The sequence below is a fragment of the Streptomyces sp. CNT372 genome, assembly GCF_000377145.1.
In genome coordinates, this window is the sequence record NZ_KB897777.1 from 31,962 (window position 1) to 49,670 (window position 17,709).

Here is a 17,709-nt window from a genome sequence, read left to right on the forward strand (position 1 = left end):
AGGTGCCCCGTCAGATGGTTCCGAGCGCCGGGCCGTTGGCCTCGCATGCCGTGAGAAGGGCGAGCAGGGCCGTCCGGTGGCGGGCGGCGAGCAGGCGCACGGTCGTCTCGTCGTGCAGAGCCGTTGAGTACCACCACTCGACGCGGAGCGCCCCGTCGTCGGTGGTGGCAATCACCTCGATGAGGTGGGGACGCACCCAGTGCGGGGCGGTGATCTCCCCGGCCGGCTCGAGCGCCACGTCCGTCAGGAGCCCGCCGAGCGGCAGCGCGTCCGCGTCGTCGCCCTCGAAGTCGAAGGAGATGTCGCTGGGCGGGGCGGAGCGCAGCGCGGCCGCGATCCGGGGGCGGCCGTGGCGGCTGAGCGCGCCGTGTCCCACTCCCCCGCCGGGCATCGCCGCGAGATGGCCGACGGTCCGGGCGAGCCGCCTGGTCGGGGTACCGGTGGCGAGGTCGAGCAGGACCGGGACGGTGGTGGTGAACCAGCCGGTCGTACGGGCCAGATGGCTGTCGCCCACTCTCTCCTCACGCCCGTGCCGCAGGATGTCGACACGGACGGTCGGCTCGTCGAGCCAGCCGGACAGCGCCTCGCCCAAGGCGTGCAGGACGAGGTCGCCGGGGTGGGCGCGGTGGACGCGGGCGGCCGCGTGGAGCCGGCCGGTCAGCTCCTCGGGCAGCTCCTCGCGGTGGGTGACGGCGGTGGCGGCGGTGTTCGCGGCGCGGGGATCGGGGACGTCGTGGTCGAGCGGGATGCCCGCGGGGGCGCGGACAACCTCCGCCCACCACTCCGCCTCGGCCTCCGCCTCGGGTGTCCGGGCGTGATCCGCGAGAGCGCGGGCCCACTCCGGGTAGGAGGTGCCCTCGGCGCACCACACGTCCCGGCGGCCCGCGGCGAGCGCCTCGTACAGCTCCTGGAGGTCTTCGAGGAGGACGGACCAGGACACCATGTCGATCGCCAGCTGGTGGACGGCCACGAGCAGACGGCCGGGCCGGTCCGGGCCCGCGTCGAACCGGATGAAGCGGGCCACCCGCCCGGTGCCGGGATCGAGGGCGCCCTGTTCGGCGGCGCAGCGCCGGGTGACCTCGGCCGACAGTTCCGCGTCGTCGAGCGCGGAAAGGTCGACGGTGTCCAGTATTCCGGCGAGGGCGTCGGCGGGGGGACCGTCGACCGGGACGGCGACCGCGCGCTGCCGGGGCCGCTTGGCCGGGGGCGCCTCGACGGCCAGGCGCAGGGAGGCGTGCCCGGCGACCAGGCGGCGTAATGCCTCCTCGAAGGCGTCCGGGACGACGCCGGGCCGGGTGGTGAAGAGCAGGGTCTGGCTCCAGTGGCCCCGGTCGCCGGTCTGCTCCTCCCACGCCTGCTCCTGGGGCGGGGTGAGCACGACCGGGCCGTGCTCGGCACCGGGCGGGACCGACTCGGGGGCGCCGCGCCGGGCAGCCCGTTCGGAGATCAGCGCGGCCAGCCGCTCCGTGGTCGTCTCCGGGCCGAACAGCTCGCGCAGTTGCAGCCGCACGCCGAAGACGGCCTCGACACGGCGGGCGGTGCGGATGAGGTCGAGGGAGTCCACTCCGAGGTCGCGCAGCGGGGCGGCCGGGTCCGCGTCGGGGGTGAGCATCGCTTCCGCGATCCACTTCACGACCTTGGCGCGGATCTCCTCGGGCGACGGCGAGCCGGGGCCGGTCTCCGCCGTGCCGGGCGCGGGGGCGACGGGGAGCGCGGACTCCCGGGGGCCGCTCACGGGGGTCTCCTCGCGGTACGGGGCGGTCACGCGCCCGCTCCCCCGGTGGAGCGGCGCAGCAGGAACGGCCCGAGCGCCAGGGCGTCCAGCGGGACGCGGTGGAAGGTGGCGAGCGCGTCCTGCGGGCTGCACACGACCGGTTCGTCGCGGCCGTTGAACGAGGTGTTGAGGACGACCGGGGTGCCGGTGTGCTCGCCGACCGTGCCGATGAGCCGGTGGTAGAGCGGGTCGACGGCGGCCGAGACGGTCTGCGGCCGGGTGGTCCGATCGCGGTGGACCACGGCGGGCATGGCCTCGGCGCCCGCGTCGGTGACCGGGGTGGTGACGATCATGTACGGGAGCGGGACGGAGGTACCGATCAGGGACTCGGCCGCCTCCTCCTGCATGCTGGGGGCGAAGGGGCGCCACGCCTCGCGGTCCTTGATCCGGATGTTGACGTGGTCGCGGGTGGACTCGGGGGCAGGCACGGCGACCATGCTGCGGTGGCCGAGCGCGCGGGGGCCGCCCTCGGCGCGGCCCTGGAACCATCCGGCGACGCCTCCTCGCGCCAGCACTCCGGCGGTCGCGGCGGCGATGTCCCCGGGCTCGGTGTAGGCGGCGCCCGAGGCGTCGAGAACGTGGCGTATCCGATCCGGGGTCCACTGGGGTCCCCAGGCGACGGAGCCGTTCATCGGCTTGATCCGGTCGCCTCCCTCGGCGGCGACCCAGACCGCCGCGCCGAGCGAGACGCCCTGGTCGCCCGCGAGGGGCTGGACGAAGAGGTCCTCGACCTCGGGCATGCGCATGAGCTTGCCGTTGAGGGTGGCGTTGAAGCCGACGCCGCCCGCGACCAGGAGCGTGGTCTCGCCGGTCTCCCGGAGCAGCCCCCGCACCAGCGCCATGACCGCGCGTTCGAGGGCGGCCTGGGCGGTGGCGGCGAGGTCGCGGTAGTCGAAGGGATCGTGGTCGGTGACGCGTGCGTAGCGCCCGGTGCGCGGGTCGAAGCGGCGCCGGGAGCGGTTCGGGGCCTGCTGGAGGGTCTTCTCCAGGTGCGCCGCCCAGTGCCGGACGGTGGCGTCCTCCTCGTCGGTGCCACCGGTGGAGCGCAGACCTGGGGGCACCACGCCGACCGTGAAGTCCTCGTCGGTGAAGCCGAGGGCACCGCCGAAGGTGAGGTCCTGGGGCGTGCCGTACGAGGCGAGGCCCATCATCTTGCCCGCGGCATCGGTGCCGAGCCCGGCGTACTCGCAGACGGCGGCGTAGAAGTACCCCAGCGACCAGCCCGGTGTGTGCGACCGCAGGGTCTTGATCCTGCCGTCGACGCCGACGGCGAGCGTGGTGCTCTCGTTCTCGCCCTGGCCGTCCAGGACGAGAACGGCGCCCCGGTCGCGCCCGGAGAGGAGGTAGGCGCTGGCGGCGTGGGCGAGGTGGTGGTTGACGAAGGTCAGCCGGGGGTCGCGGGAGCGGGGGAACAGCGCCTTGGGCAGCAGGTGTTCCAGCGCCTCGGCGTCGTCGGCGAACCAGTCGAGCCCGCGGTCCCCGAAGAGGGTAGGGAGGTCCCACCCATGAGCGACGACGTCGATGTCGTCCAGGGTGAGACCGCCCTCGGCGAGGCAGTGGGCCGCGGCGTGGAGGGGCGCCTGCCCGTAGGCGTGCTTGTCGCGGGTGAAACGTTCCTCCTCGGCCAGGGCTATGACGTCTCCGTCCACGACGAGGCAGGCAGCACCGTCGTGGCTGGCCCCGGGCCAGCCGTTGACTCCGAGCACACGCATGGTCAGTCCCCAAAGGTCGGTCGGGATCGTCCGGCTGTGCCCCGGGCCCGAAGGCGCGCGGCATGCCGGTCACGCCGACCGATCCTGACGGCCCGCCGGGTTGTACACGACCTGTGCCGTAGTGCGGAGATCCGCCGCGAAGATCGCGGAGGCCGCCTTGAGCACCTCGTTGGCCCGCCGCAGCTCAGCGACCTCGTCGCGCAGGCGGCGCAGCTCGTCGCGCTCGTCGGCGGTCAGCGCACCCTCGCCACGCCCCGCGGCACGCGAGGGGGCCGGACCGGTCTCCTGGCGCGGAACGCGTTCGATGCCGTACGGCTCCGGACCGTACGGGGCGACGGCGGGCTGGCCGGGGCGCGTGGGCTGTCTGGCCACAGGCTCCGTTTTACGGTGGGCCTCGGACTGTTCGGCTTCCAGTTCCTCGCTGACATCGTGCCAGCGGCGCACCCACGCCGGCACGTCGCCGCCGCACGCGGCCACATAGGCGAGGGTCACCTTCAGCGAAGGTTTCTGCAGTCCCCGGGCCGCTTCCGCGAGCGTCGCCACCGAGTAGTGGGCGCTCTTCGCCATGGCGCGATAGGAAGGGTTCCCGGCCTTTCGGCGCAGCCCTCGCAGGTCATGTGCGAATGCCTCCAGCGGTCCGTCCGTGGGGTCCAATAACCGCTCCGGCCTGGCCATATCTCCCCCTGCTCATCAATGGTGTCCCGAACGAGGCGCACGTGCGTCACCGACCCGCACAACCGTGGTCGGCGGTTGTACGGCCGGCCGTGCGGCCGGGCGGAGACTGCCGGGCCGGCAGGAGACCTCCGCACCTGATCTCTTGAATATTGGTACATGCCACCGACATGCCGATCAAGCGATCGTCTGTCGGTTCCAGCCACTTCGAAAGGTGATCGTCCCGATTTCGGCGCGCCGCACGGCGCTTTCGCCGACGGCACGCCGCCGCCTTCCGCTTCCCGGCCGGGCGGAGTTGTACGGGTCTCTTGCGTCAGGAGCCCCGTACAACAACCCCCGGCAATCTTCCCTCGTGTACAACCTCCGGCCTCTGCAGGATCAGTGGCGACAGGCGACACGGCCGAAACCGACGAGAACAGGTGGCGGGTTGGTGGACACGGCACGCAACCAGACGGAGACCGCGGCGATAGCAGGCGCCTACGAGTACCGGAGCCGTCCGCTCGTGGAGCCGGACTGGCGACGCTTCCCGGGGTGGCGCGAGGTCACCGCGGCCGAGTGGGCGGACCCGCAGTGGCAGCGCGCGCACTGTGTGAAGGGTGCCAAAGGGCTGCGCGCCGTCATGGGCACGCTGCTGGACGAGGGCTTCTACGAGGACCTGGAGCGCGACCGGCAGGAGCGCGCCACCATGTCGGTTCTGCTGCCGCCCCAGATGATCAACACGATGGCCCCGGAGTCGGCGGGCGCCCGCCCGGGTGAGCTGACCAAGGCGTTCTACGACGACCCGGTTCGGCGCTACATGCTGCCGGTCCTCTCCGACCGGCACCCCGAGTGGCCCTCGCACCCGATGGCCGACCGGGACTCACTCCACGAACAGGACATGTGGGTGGTGGAGGGGCTGACGCACCGCTATCCCACGAAGGTGCTCGCCGAGCTGCTGTCGACGTGCCCCCAGTACTGCGGGCACTGCACCCGCATGGACCTGGTGGGCAACTCCACGCCCCAGATCACCAAGACGAAGCTCACGCTCAAACCGGCCGACCGGGCCGATCTCATCCTCACTCACCTGCGCTCCTCCCCCGGCATCCGGGACGTGGTGGTCTCCGGCGGCGACCTGGCGAACATGCCTTGGCTCCGGCTGGAGCGCTTCCTCGACCAGCTCCTGGACATCGACTCGATCCGGGACGTCCGGCTGGCCAGCAAGGGCCTGATCGGGCTGCCGCAGCACTGGCGCTCCGGCCCGATCCTGGAGGGCGTCGCGCGGGTCGCGGCAAAGGCCAGGGCCCGCGGGGTCCGGATCGCGCTGCACACCCACGCCAACGCGGCCCAGCAGGTGACGCCCGCGGTGGCGGACGCGGCCTGGGCACTGCTCGACGCGGGGCTGCACGACGTCCGGAACCAGGGCGTGCTGATGCGCGGCGTCAACGACAGCGCCCACGAGCTGCTCGACCTGTGCTTCGCGCTCGCCGACCACGCCGGCATCACGCCGTACTACTTCTACATGTGCGACATGATCCCGAACGCCGAGCACTGGCGGGTGCCGTTGCACCGGGCGCAGCTGATCCAGCACCAGATCATGGGATACCTCCCCGGGTTCGCCACTCCCCGCATCGTGTGCGACGTGCCGATGGCCGGGAAGCGCTGGGTGGACCAGACCGACTCCTACGACCGCGAGCTCGGCGTCTCGCACTGGAGCAAGAGCTACCTCACCCCGCTGGAGGCGGCGGACCCCGAGGCCCGCACCGGCTCCTACCACTACTACGACCCCATCGACACGCTCCCGCTCTCCGGTCAGCGGTGGTGGCGGGACTCCCGTCAGGGATAGAAGGGACAGGTGCAACAGCCATGAGCAGTCTGCGTCCGCGGCACGAGGACCCTCCGGTGCTGGAGGAGTGGTACCGCCGCCATCTGGCCCCCGGCATCCACGACATCAGCTCCAGCGGCGTCCATCCGTACTCCTTCGCCGAGATACGCGAACTGTGCGGCATCCGGGCCGAGGACCTGGACGCGATCGTGATGGACGACAGCATCTCGCAGGGCGGGACGGGCGTCCGGCAGGCGATCGCTGACCGTTACGCGGCAGGCGACGCCGACCGGGTGCTGGTCACCCACGGTTCCAGCGAGGCGATCGCGCTCACCCTGCACGCCCTGCTGCGCCCCGGCGACCGGGTGGTCGTCCAGGAGGGCGTCTACCACTCGCTCGCCCATTACCCCCGGGCCGCGGGGTGCGAGATCGCCGAACTCCCGGCCGCCGCCGTACGCGAGGGCGAGATCGACCCCGGCGCGCTGGAGCGGCTGGTCACACCGGGGACCCGGGCGGTGATCGTCAACTTCCCGCACAACCCCTCCGGGGCGACCCTCTCGCCCCAGGGCCTCGAGAAGCTGGCCGAGCACGTCGAGGCGGCCGGCGCGACCCTGGTGTGGGACGCGGCGACCGCCGAGATCACCCACCGCTGGGAGGCCCTGCCGACCCCGGGCGCGGCAGGCGGGAACACCGTCTCGTACGGCACGTTCTCCAAGACCTTCGGCCTGCCCGGGCTCCGGGTGGGTTGGGCGGTGGCGCCGCCGGAGCTGATCCGGGCGTCCTTCCCGCTGCGCGACCGGACCACGCTCTTCCTCTCCCCGCTGGTGGAGCAGATCGCCGAGCGGGCCATGCGCCACGCGGACAGGCTGATCGGCGCGCGGGCGGCCGAGGCCCGGCGCAACCTCGCCCGGCTGACCGACTGGGCGGCCGCCCATGTCGATCTGGTGCACTGGACCCCGCCGGAGGGCGGGGTGTGCGCGCTGCCCGTCTTTCGGAAGCTGGCGGACGCGGACGCTCCGCCGGAAGCGGTGGAACGTTTCTGCCTGGAGCTGCTCGACCGGCACCGCACGCTGCTGGTGCCGGGCACGGCATTCGGCGCGCCCCACGGCGCCCGGCTCGGCTTCGGCGGCCCCGAGGAGAGCTTCCGCGCCGGACTCGCGGGCCTCTCGGCCTTCCTGCGCGAGCACGCCACCACCGGGGCCGCCCGGTGACCGCCGCGACCGCACCCGATGTAATCGGCCTGTGGGACCGCTCCGTCGGCGCCCACCCCGAGGCCCCCGCTCTGGTGACCCCCCACCGGGTGTGGACGTACGAGGAGGCGGACCGGCTGACCGATGCCTGGGCCGACTTCCTGGCCGGACAGGACGCGGGCCCCGGCCGGCTGGTGGGCCTCGCCTTCCCCGACCCGGCCCGTACGGTCCTGGGCATGGTCGCCGCGCTCAAGGCGGGGGCCGGGTTCACCGTCCTGGACGACCGGCTGCCCGCCGCCGCGCGCGCCGCGCTCGTACGGCGCACCGATGCGGCCGTGTGGCTGGGCGACGGCCGGCACGCCCCGGACGGGGCCTACGTACCCGTTGGCCTGAGCGCCGTACGTCCTCCGGTACGGCACCGGCCCGACGACCCGGCCTACGTCCTGTTCACCTCCGGCTCCACCGGGGAGCCCAAGGGCACGGTCGTGGAGCGCGACGCGCTCGGCCGGTTCGCGGCCGGGGTCGCCGTACGGCTGGAGCTGACGCCCGGGGACCGCTGGCTCCAGGTGGCTTCGCTCGGCTTCGACGTCGTCATCGAGGAAGTCTTCCCCGCCCTCGCCGTGGGCGCCTCGGTTGTCTGCCGGGCCGACACCCGGGCGCTGGACGCGGAGGAGCTGCACACCACGATGGACCGGACCCGGACCACCGTGGTGGAACTGTCCACGCAGTACTGGCTGGAGTACGCGCGGTGGCTGACCGCCACCGGCCGGACCACCCCGCCGGAGCTGCGCACGGTGGTGGTCGGCGGCGAGCGGATGGACCCGGCTCCCTACCGCGCGTGGCAGGCCCGCCAGCCCGCCTCGCTGGCCCATGTTTACGGGCTCACCGAGTGCACCGTCAGCTCGGCCTTCTACACCGGGCTGCTCCCCGAGGGGGCCGAGGAGGTCCCGCTCGGCACTCCGCTGCGGGACGTGGAGATCAGCATCCGGAGGGACGGGCGACCGGTGCCGGACGGCGAGACGGGCGAGATCCACATCGGCGGACCGCTGCTGGCCCGGGGCTTCCTCAGCGACGAGGCCGCCACCGCCCGCCGGTTCGTCCCCGACCCTGCGGCGCCCGCTCCCGGCGCGCGGGTGTACGTCACGGGCGACCTGGGGCGGATCGACGCCGACGGCCACCTGGTGTTCCTCGGGCGGGTCGACGACCAGGTGAAGATCCGGGGCCACCGGCTGGAACCGGCCCGGGTGGAGCGCGCCCTGTGTGAGAACCCGGAGGTGGACCAGGCCGTGGTCTTCCCCGACCCGGGGACCGGAACCGCGCTGTGGGCGTTCACCGTCCCGGCCGACCCGCACCGTGCCCCGCCCCCCGGAGCGGCGGTCCGCCCGGCCGCGGCCGAACGGGACGCGATGATCCGGCCGTTGGCACGGGCGCTGCCGGAGTGGGCCGTGCCCCGGGTGCACTACCGGGTGGCCGTCCTGCCGAAGAACCCGCACGGCAAGATCGACAAGAAGCTGCTCGCCGCCTGGGCGGCGGACGCCGACCGCACGACCCCGGCGGGGCCGTACCACCCCGCCGAGGCCACGCCCGTGGAGCGGGATGACCCCCTGGGCGCCGTCCTGACCGCCTTCCGTGACGTCCTGGGGGCGCCCGGGCTCGGCCCCGACGACGACTTCTTCGCCCACGGCGGGCAGTCCCTGCTGGCCATGCGGCTGCTCGCCCGGCTGCGGGACTCCTTCCCGGCGGCGGCGGGGCTGCGGGCGAGCACCCTGTTCGCGTGTCCGACGCCCCGGCTGACGGCGGCGGCGCTCGACGCGCGGGAGACCGCCCGCACCTGACCACCCGGCCGCGAAGAGACCACACGCCTCAGGCCCGCATCCGAACAGCCCGACCCAGCGGCCCGGACGCCCGGCCTCCCGTACGGGAGCGGCTCCGGCCCGCGCCGCCTCGGCACCCCGGCACCACCACGCACCACCCCGAGGGCCCACGGCCCGGCTCCGGCTGTCCGTGGGCAGCACCCCTTCCCGACCACTCAGCGAGAGTTGGCATGTCGAGCCTCACCGACCCGTCCACGCCCGGCTACACCCTGACGCCCGAAGAGGCCGCCGCGACCGCGGAGATCAGTATCCAACTGGCCTCCGCCTACCCGTCCTTCGACGATCCCGCGCTGCTGCGGGACCTGCCGCGGCTGGCCGCGTCGCTGCCGCCTGGCACGCAGCGCTTCCTGCGCGAGTTCCAGCTGAGCGACCGCCGCGGCCACGCGGTGATCCGCGGGCACGTCTTCGACCAGGACCGCATCGGCCCGACGCCCGAGCACTGGCGCGGCCGGAGCAGGCCGGGGCCGGAGTTCCCCGAGGAGCTGCTGCTCATGCTCTACGGCGCCCTGCTCGGAGAGCCGTTCGGCTGGGCCACCCAGCAGAACGGCCACCTCGTCCACGACATCTTCCCGATCCGCCAGCACGAGAACGACCAGCTCGGCATGGGCAGCGCGGAGCTGCTCACCTGGCACACCGAGGACGCCTTCCATCCGTACCGCAGCGACTATCTGATCCTCGGGGCGCTGCGCAATCCCGACAGCGTCCCCACCACCGTCGGCGAGCTGGACCTCTCCTCGCTCTCGGCCGATGACATCGGCATCCTCTTCGAGCCGCGGTTCCACATCGCCCCGGACGAGTCCCACCTGCCGAAGAACAACACGATCACCAGCGACGAGGAGGCGGCCCGGTTCGCCACCATCCAGCGGATGATCGACGAGCGGCCCCTCGTTCCCCTGCTCTACGGCTCACGCCTCGACCCGTACATGCGGCTCGACCCGTACTTCACCTCCGTACCCGAGGACGACACCGACGCCCGGCGCGCCTACGACGCGCTGTTCAAGGTGGTCGACGCCGGAATGCGGGAGGTGGTCGCGGACGAGGGCGACGTGCTCTTCATCGACAACCATCGGGCCGTGCACGGGAGGCTGCCGTTCCGGGCGCGCTACGACGGCACCGACCGCTGGCTCAAGCGGGTGTGCGTCACCGCCGATCTGCGGCGCTCCCGCGAGATGCGGGCCACGACCGAGACCCGGCTGCTCGGCTGAGTGCCCCGATGAACCCCGCCCTCACCGACCTCGCCCGGGACCCGTGGCTGCTGCCGCAGCTGGACGCCCTCATCGGCGCCAACATGCCCGCGTTCATGAGCTGGGAGTCTCCCGGCAACTGGCGATGGCACGGGATGTACGACCGCTACCCGGCCCACCAGCTCTGCCTGGTGGACGGGGACGGGCGTCTGGTGGCCGCGGCCAACGGGCTGCCGGTCCGGTGGGACGGCACCGCCTCGTCGCTGCCCTCGGGCAGCGACGAGGTGCTGGTGGAGGCCGTCGACCACGGCCCGCCCGCGCGCCCCGAGGCGCTGTGCATGCTCTCGGTCTCGGTCGAACCCGCGCACCGGGCGGCCGGGCACGCCGAACGGCTGCTCACCGAGGCCCGCCACCGGGCCGCCGTGGACGGCCCGCGCGGCGTCATCATTCCGGTCCGGCCCACCCGCAAGCCGCGCTACCCGCTGATCCCGATCGAGACGTACGCCGCCTGGAGCGGTCCGGACGGCCGCTGCTTCGACCCCTGGCTGCGCACGCATCTCAATCTGGGCGCCCGACAACTCGGCATTGCTGCCGCGTCCTTGGTGATCCGTCAGCCGGTTGAGCGGTGGGAGGCGGAGCTGGGTCACCCGCTCCCCGGACCGGGCGACCACGTGCTGCCCGGCGGCCTGGTGCCGCTGCGGGTCGGCGAGGACGGCCATGGGACGTACACCGAGCCGAACGTCTGGGTCCACCACACGGCCGCCCCGAGATCCTGACCGCCCCGCGCCCTGTCCCGTAACGCCACCGCCACTGCTCCCCGCCCCCGTACCCCGACACCCTGGAGACACCGTGACCACCCCCGTACGCCTCGCCATCGTCGGCTGCGGCGCCGCCGCCCGCGGCTGCCACATCCCCGCGCTCCCCCTGCTGAAGGGAGAAGTGCGGCTCACCGCGCTCGTCGACCGCGACCCCGCGCAGGCCCGGGCCGCTCTCGCCCTCTACCGCGAGCTGGGCGGCGCCGACGCCGACGACGTGGTGATCGCCACCGACCCGGCCGAGGCCGCCGACGCCTTCGACGCCGCTGTGGTCGTCGTCCCGCACACCCGCCACGCCCGGACCGTGGAGGGGCTGCTCGACGCGGGCAAGCACGTCCTGCTGGAGAAGCCGATGACCACCTCGGCCGAGGACGCGCGGCGGCTGGCCGCCCACGCCGCGGAACCCGGGTCGCCGGTCCTCGCGATGGCTCACCCACGCCGCCTGTTCCCGGCCTACGCCTGGGTCAAGCGCCTCATCGACGCGGGCGACCTCGGCGAGATCGTGCGCGTGGACTGGTCCGAGGGCCACCCGTACGCCTGGGAGCCGGTCTCCTGGTCGATGTTCGACCGGAGGCTGGCCGGCGGCGGTGTGCTCACCGACACCGGTTCACATGTCTTCGACACCCTGCTGTGGTGGCTCGGCCCCAGCGTGGAGGTCGTCCGACACCAGGACAACACGCTGGGCGGGGTCGAGACGGACTCCCACGTCCACCTGCGTTTCGGCACGGCCGACGTGCACTGCGACTTTAGCCGTCTGCGCGATCTCGGCATCACCTGCACCGTCACGGGCACCCGCGCCGCCGTCACCATCGGCACCGACTTCCCCGCCGGGGAGTGCCTGCTGACCACGGCGGACGGGGAGGAGCTGCACCGGGGCGACGTCGAGGCCGTCGCCCCCGCGCAAGACGAGTGGGAGGCGCTCTTCACCGAACAGCTCGCCAACTTCGCCGCCGCCACACGCGGTTCGGCCACCGTTCACTCCGGCGCTGAGGACGGGGCCCGGGTCGTGGAGCTGATCCAGGAGTGCTACGAGGGTCCCGCGCGCGAGCGGACACCGCAGCCCTGGACCACCCGCGGCACTGGAGGCGGGCCCACTCTCGAAGGCCGTACGGTCGCGGTGACCGGTGCGGGCGGCTTCATCGGGGGCAGGCTGGTCGAGCGGCTGATCCTGGACAGCCAGGCGGAGGTCCGGCCGGTCGTACGCGGCTTCGGGCGCGTCGCGCGGCTGTCGGTGCTGCCGCAGGAGCAGCTCGACTTCCGGCGGGCCGACCTGATGGACACCGCCGCGCTGCGGTCCGCCTTCGAAGGGTGCGACACCGTCGTGCACGCCGCCTTCGGCAGCTCCGGCGATGAGGCCGAGCGCTGGGCGGCATCGGTCGACGGCACCGCCCGCGTCCTGGCCGCGGCGCGCGCCGCGGGGGTCCGCCGGGTGGTGCACCTGAGCACGGTCGACGTGTACGACCCCGCCGTCTCCGGCGATCTGACGGAGGAATCCCCGGCCCGCCCGGCCGACCCCGCCGACCGTGAGTACGAGCAGCAGAAACTCGCCGCCGAGCAACTGGTGCTGGACGCCCATGGACCGGACCTGGAGACCGTCGTGCTCCAGCCGGGCGTGGTCTACGGCCCCTGGGGCGGACAGTGGACCATCACCCAACTGCAGCGACCCGGCAGTGACTTCGCGGCACTCCCGTCCGGCGACGGCGGCGGTGTGTGCAACGCCGTGCACGTCGACGACCTCGTGGACGCGGTGCTGCTGGCCGTCGATACCCCCGCCGCGGCCGGTGAACGCTTCCTCGTCGGCCACGACGAGGAACTGCGCTGGGGCACCTTCTTCGACGCGATCCGCGCCCTGCGCGGCCCGGCGGAGCAGGTGACCGGCCGTCCCGCCGAGCCGGTTCCGGACTGGGAGCTGGAGCTGTACCGCTCCCGGGCCCGGGCCCGTTACGACAAGGCCCACCGACTGCTCGGCTTCCGGGCCCGCACCTCGTTCGCGGAAGGTGTCGCGGCGACCGGCCGGTGGGCCGCGTGGGCCGGGAAGATCACGGAGGCGGGGGCATGACCGGCGTCCGTGACGTGCTGGTGGTGGCCCCGCACCCCGACGACGATGTCATCGGGTGCGGTGGCTCCATCGCCAAGCACGTCCAGGGCGGCGCCCGGGTGACGGTGGTCGTGGTCATCGGGCGCGAGCGCAGCGCCCTGGACGACGGGGTCGGCGACGCGGAGTTCGCGGCCGAGACGGCGGCCGCCGCGAAGGCCATGGGCGTGCACCGCTGCATCCGTCTCGATGAGCCGTCCCGGGATTTCGCGCTCTCCCGCCGGGTCCATCTGGAGCTGGTCCGGATACTGCGCGAGGTCCGGCCGCAGGTGGTCTACCTGCCGCACGACAACGACGACGACGTGGAGCACCGGATGGTGCACCAACTGGCCACCGAGGCACTGTGGATGGCGGGGTCGGACTTCTTCCACGAGACGGGCGGGGAGCCGATGCCTGCGCCTCGGCTGGTCCTCGGTTACGAGGTGTGGGCGCCGATGCCCCGGTTCCAGTACGCCGAGGACATCGACGGCCAGATCGAGACCAAGGTCGAAGCGATGCGGGCGTACGCCTCGCAGCTGCGCCATGCCGCCTGGGACGAGGGCATCCGGGGGCTGGCCCGCTACCGGGGCGCGCTGGCCTCCGGCTCCGGCCACGCGGAGGTCTTCCAGGTACTGAGCCTGGGCGCCCCGGCGGCCCCCGCCCCCGGAGGCGGCCGTGACTGACCGGCTCCTGGTATGCGGGCTCGGCTCGGGGATGGACCGGTCGCTCGCCGAACTCAGGTACCCGAGAACGGAGTTGGTGGTAGCCACCGACACCCCCACCGACCGGTCCCTGGAGGCCGCGGACACCCTGGTGCTCTGCGACCCCTACGACACCACGGCCGTGCTCGCGGCGCTCTCGGCGGCCGGGATCGACCGGCTGGACGGGGTCTTCTCGCTGGGCGCCGACAACCCTCCGGTGATCAGCGCGGTGGCGCACCGGTTCGGCTGCCCGGGGCTGCCGCTGGAGACCGCGCTGAACTGCACGCTCAAGGACCGGAGGCTGGGGATCCTGCGCCGGGCGGGGCTGGACGTGCCCCGCTTCGCGACGGCCGCGAGCGTGGAGGAGACGGTACGGGCCGCCGCAGGGATCGGGCTGCCGGTCGTGCTCAAGCCCTCCGACCGAACCGGTTCGCTGGGCGTGATGAAGGTGGAGTCGCCCGAGGAGGTGCCCATCCGGGCCGCGGAGGCGCTCCGGATCAGCGGCGGCCGGATCGTCGTGGAGGAGTTCCTGCGCGGCACTGAGCACACCCTGGCGGGCTTCATGGTCGACGGCACGCTGCACCGGTTCGGCTTCGCCGACCGGGAGTACGGGCGCAAGGAGCAGTTCGCCCCGTACTTCTTCGAGGGCGGTGACACACTGCCCAGCCGGCTCACCGCCGAGCAGATCGACGAGATCAGCGAGACGGTCCGGCGCGGGGCGCGGGCCCTGGGGCTGGACCCGGCGGTGATCAACACCGACATCCTGCGCACCCACGACGGGCGGGTGGTGCTCCTGGAGATCACCTGCCGGATCACCGGTGCCCGGATCGCCACCGAGGTGATGCGGTTGGCGACCGGGGTGGACCCGCTGCCCAACCTGGTGCGCCTGGCGCTCGGCCGCCCGCTGGACCTGGCCGAGCTGGAGCCGACGCGGGACCGGGCAGCCGTCCAGCGGTTCCAGCCCGCCGACGGCGGGATCGTCGAGTGGGTGGGCGACCCCAGGAACGTGGCCCGCCGGGCGGGGGTGCACGACGTGTTCTGGGGTATGGAGCTGACCCCCGGCACGGTCGTACCGCCCTACCAGGGCGGGGCCGACGTCCTGGCAGGCGTGATCGCCCACGCCGACGACGTGGCCACGGCCGAGGCCGTCGCGGCGCGCATCTTTCGCACGCTGCCCCTGCGGTTCAAGGACGCGGCCGGATGACCGCCGCCGGGGCCTCTCTCACCGCGACGACAAGGAAGGGAAGGAAGAACAGGATGGCCACCGATCCCATGGACGAGGCCGCGGTCGACCGGGGCATCGCCCGGACCGCGGTGGTGATCGCGCTCCGCGACGATCTGCGGATCGCAGACTGCATCGCCTCGATCGACGAGGACGTGGAGATCGTTCTCGCCCTCAACGGGCCCAGCGACGCGGTCCTCAAACTGATCGCGGACCACCCGAGGGCGCTGACAGTGACCGAGATCGAGGATGTCGGCAACCTCGGCGCGGCCTACAACGCGGGGGCCGCCGCCACCGACCGGCAGTACCTGCTGCTGATGGACTCCGACTGCACCTTCGCCCCCGGCGTGGTGCGGTCCATGGTGCGCTCCGTACTCACCAAGCCGGTGGTCAAGGGGCAGGTGGTGTACGGGGAGTCGGCGGGGCTGCTGAGCCGTCTCACGGCCCGGGTGCGGGAGTTCGACGAGGGCGACTACATCAGCGCGCTCTCGCCGCCGCTGATCTACAACCGCGTGATCGTGGACCACATCGGCGGCTACCACTTCGACGAGCTGATCCACTGGTGCGAGGACCGGGAGTTCGACTTCCGGCTCCAGCTCGCCGGGATTCCGGTGACGTATCTGCCCGAGGCCCGGATCTTCCACGACGCCCAGCACGGCTTCGCCAACATGCGCAGCTACTTCCGCTACGGCGTCGGGGAGGGCATCGCGCAGGAGACCGGGGTGTTCACGACGCCGGCGATCCCGGTGGTGTGGCGGCTGTTCGAGGCGGCGCGAACCCTGGTGCACTGCGCCCGGGACAAGGGCCTGGGCGCGGCGGCGTACTACGCGCTGCTCAAGGCGGCCCTCCACACCGGCACCGCACACCATCTGCTCAACGACCCCTACCGGGTGCGGGACCGTTATCCGGCCTCGGCCAAGCGGGCCCGGATGGTGCGCTCCATCCCGCAGCACAGCACCCGGCTGACCGGTCCGCAGCAACGGCGGCTGCGGCGGGCGCACTGGGAAGCGGGCCGGCGGATCGAGCGGGTGCGTGACCTGTCGGTCTTCCACCCGGACGCCACCGGCCCGGAGTCGTCCTCAGTCATCGGCGAGGCACGGCAGCAGCAGGCGTGAGCGGTGGTCGCCGCCGTAGTGGACCGTGTGGTGCGCGACCACCGGGGGGTGCACGTCGAAGCGCGGCGCGTTGCTGGCCGCGATCTCCAGGCGGACCCGGTGGCCGGGGCGGAAGACGTGCCCGACGGCGCCCGTACGGACGGTGACCTCGACCGGCCCGCCGTCCCCGGGCACCGCCCCGGCCGTCAGCCGGTGGACGCCGTCGCAGAGCAGTTCGGCCCGGCCGTCCGGGTGGACGTCGACGAGCTTGCCGGTGATGTCGGCGCCCGCCGCGTCCGGGGTGACGAGGACCGTCAGGGCGGTGTCGCCGACGACGGTCAGCGGGGCGGTGAGCGGGGGGCCGGTGAAGCAGAGAACGTCGGCGCGCCGCTCGACCTCGCGCTGGTCGAGCGGTCCGCAGTCACCGCCGGTGAACTGGCCGGGCAGCGCGGTGGCCCCGCCCGTGGTGGGCACGGGATCGCCCGGGTCGTGGCGGAGGAGGCGACGGCCGGGCTCCTCCGGGCCGGGTCCGGGCACGAGAGCCTGCCCGTCCAGGTGGAGGGCGTACTCCTCGGTCCCGGGGACGGGCCAGTCGGGGAAGGAGCGCCAGATGTCGGCGCCGGTGAGAAAGAGCTGTACGGAGTCCTGCTCCGTACGGGGCTCAAGCCCGCGCAGATGGCGGTCGAAATGGTCCAGGTGGAGTCCGGTGACATCGAGATGCTGTTCGTCGGCGGAAATTCCGTAGCGCCGCTGCGGGAATATCCCCCCGGTGACACCATGAGCCCAGGGGCCGACCACCAGCCGCGATTCCACCCCCTGCCCGCGAATTCCCCGGTAATTTTCCAGGGCTCCGGCGAGAAAGATGTCGTACCAGCCCGTCAGGTGGAGGGCCGGGGCCTGGATCGCGGGATACAACTCGCGGGGCGCGACCCGGCGCCAGTACGGGGCGTCCGTGGGGGTGTCGCGCCACCGCCGGTAGTACGGGGCGAGCCGGCCGAGGAGGTCGTCGGCGGCTTCCGGGGCCCGGTAGAGGTCGTCGATCCGGTCCACCGCTTCCTCGACCTCGGCGCGTTCGGCGCCGGTCAGCCCCGCCCCGCCGAGCAGCAGGTCGTAGAGGACCCAGTAGAGGAGGAAGCCGAGCTGGAGGGCGCCGCCCTGGCGGGTCCACCCCTCGTCGAAGCGGGACGCGGCCACGTACGGGGCGACGGCCCGCAGGCCGGGTGGCCGTTCGGCGGCGGCGAGCAGCGCGGCCATGGCCTCGTAGGAGCGGCCGAACATCCCCACCGTGCCGTCGCACCACGGCTGCCGCACCGCCCAGGCGACGGTGTCGGCGCCGTCAGCCGCCTCGTTCACGTACGGCTCGAAGACACCCCCCGACCCGAACCGACCCCGTACGTCCTGCACCAACAGGGCGTACCCCTCGCGCACCAGCCGCAGCCCGTCGACCGAGGCCCCGCCCGGCCTTCCCGACGTCCCGTAGGGGGTGCGCCGGACGAGCACCGGGACGGGCCCGGAGATATCCGGGCGGTAGAGGTCTCCATTCAATAAACAGCCGTCCCGCGCGGTTATTTTCACGTCACATTCCATCACCATACG

General features: G+C 73.2%; 12 protein-coding genes and 1 pseudogene. 9 read left to right on the top strand and 4 right to left on the bottom strand.

All coding sequences use genetic code 11. From position 1 onward, the window contains the following. Positions 1–10: 10 nt before the first annotated feature. The 3 genes and pseudogenes from C593_RS0102775 to C593_RS33545 all read right to left on the bottom strand — a co-directional run. Positions 11–1,765, bottom strand: a complete 1,755-nt coding sequence (locus C593_RS0102775; protein WP_018845788.1) for a condensation domain-containing protein — start codon at positions 1,763–1,765, stop codon at positions 11–13. After that, positions 1,762–3,486, bottom strand: coding sequence for a carbamoyltransferase C-terminal domain-containing protein (locus tag C593_RS0102780; protein ID WP_018845789.1), 1,725 nt, complete (start codon positions 3,484–3,486; stop codon positions 1,762–1,764). The genes C593_RS0102775 and C593_RS0102780 overlap by 4 nt, the downstream gene beginning before the upstream one ends. Before the next feature lie 138 nt (positions 3,487–3,624). Continuing rightward, positions 3,625–3,723, bottom strand: a pseudogene (locus C593_RS33545) (XRE family transcriptional regulator); the annotation flags it as partial. An 865-nt stretch (positions 3,724–4,588) separates the two neighbouring features. Here C593_RS33545 and C593_RS0102790 point away from each other — a divergent pair. The 9 genes from C593_RS0102790 to C593_RS0102830 all read left to right on the top strand — a co-directional run bounded on the left by C593_RS0102790 (position 4,589) and on the right by C593_RS0102830 (position 16,134). After that, positions 4,589–5,980: a lysine 2,3-aminomutase gene (locus tag C593_RS0102790; RefSeq protein ID WP_018845791.1), complete on the top strand. Its 1,392-nt coding sequence runs from the start codon at positions 4,589–4,591 to the stop codon at positions 5,978–5,980. Positions 5,981–6,000: 20 nt separating this feature from the next. After that, a complete protein-coding gene (gene vioD, locus C593_RS0102795; RefSeq protein WP_018845792.1) occupies positions 6,001–7,170 on the top strand; it encodes a capreomycidine synthase in 1,170 nt (389 codons plus the stop codon). Further along, a complete protein-coding gene (locus C593_RS0102800) occupies positions 7,167–8,984 on the top strand; it encodes an amino acid adenylation domain-containing protein (protein WP_018845793.1) in 1,818 nt (605 codons plus the stop codon). The genes vioD and C593_RS0102800 overlap by 4 nt, the downstream gene beginning before the upstream one ends. Positions 8,985–9,193: 209 nt before the next feature. Next, a complete protein-coding gene (gene vioC / locus C593_RS0102805) occupies positions 9,194–10,228 on the top strand; it encodes an arginine beta-hydroxylase, Fe(II)/alpha-ketoglutarate-dependent (RefSeq protein ID WP_018845794.1) in 1,035 nt (344 codons plus the stop codon). An 8-nt stretch (positions 10,229–10,236) separates the two neighbouring features. Beyond that, on the top strand, positions 10,237–10,983 hold the full coding sequence (locus C593_RS0102810; protein WP_018845795.1) for a hypothetical protein: 747 nt from the start codon (positions 10,237–10,239) through the stop codon (positions 10,981–10,983). A 73-nt stretch (positions 10,984–11,056) separates the two neighbouring features. After that, positions 11,057–13,081 carry an NAD-dependent epimerase/dehydratase family protein gene (locus C593_RS0102815; RefSeq protein ID WP_018845796.1) on the top strand — a complete coding sequence of 675 codons (2,025 nt, stop codon included), beginning with the start codon at positions 11,057–11,059 and terminating at the stop codon, positions 13,079–13,081. Further along, complete coding sequence (locus C593_RS0102820) at positions 13,078–13,779, top strand: PIG-L deacetylase family protein (RefSeq protein ID WP_018845797.1); 702 nt, start codon at positions 13,078–13,080, stop codon at positions 13,777–13,779. The genes C593_RS0102815 and C593_RS0102820 overlap by 4 nt, the downstream gene beginning before the upstream one ends. Next, entirely contained in the window at positions 13,772–15,001 is a 1,230-nt protein-coding gene (locus C593_RS0102825) for an ATP-grasp domain-containing protein (RefSeq protein WP_026277289.1), read from the top strand. Before C593_RS0102820 ends, C593_RS0102825 begins: the two co-directional genes overlap by 8 nt. 53 nt (positions 15,002–15,054) lie before the next feature. Next, the gene (locus tag C593_RS0102830; protein ID WP_018845799.1) at positions 15,055–16,134 is read left to right on the top strand and encodes a glycosyltransferase; all 1,080 of its coding nucleotides are present in this window, start codon (positions 15,055–15,057) and stop codon (positions 16,132–16,134) included. Here the strand turns inward: C593_RS0102830 and C593_RS0102835 are convergent. Next, positions 16,099–17,706: a CocE/NonD family hydrolase gene (locus C593_RS0102835; RefSeq protein WP_486591068.1), complete on the bottom strand. Its 1,608-nt coding sequence runs from the start codon at positions 17,704–17,706 to the stop codon at positions 16,099–16,101. The genes C593_RS0102830 and C593_RS0102835 overlap by 36 nt on opposite strands. Between the last annotated feature and the right edge of the window lie 3 nt (positions 17,707–17,709).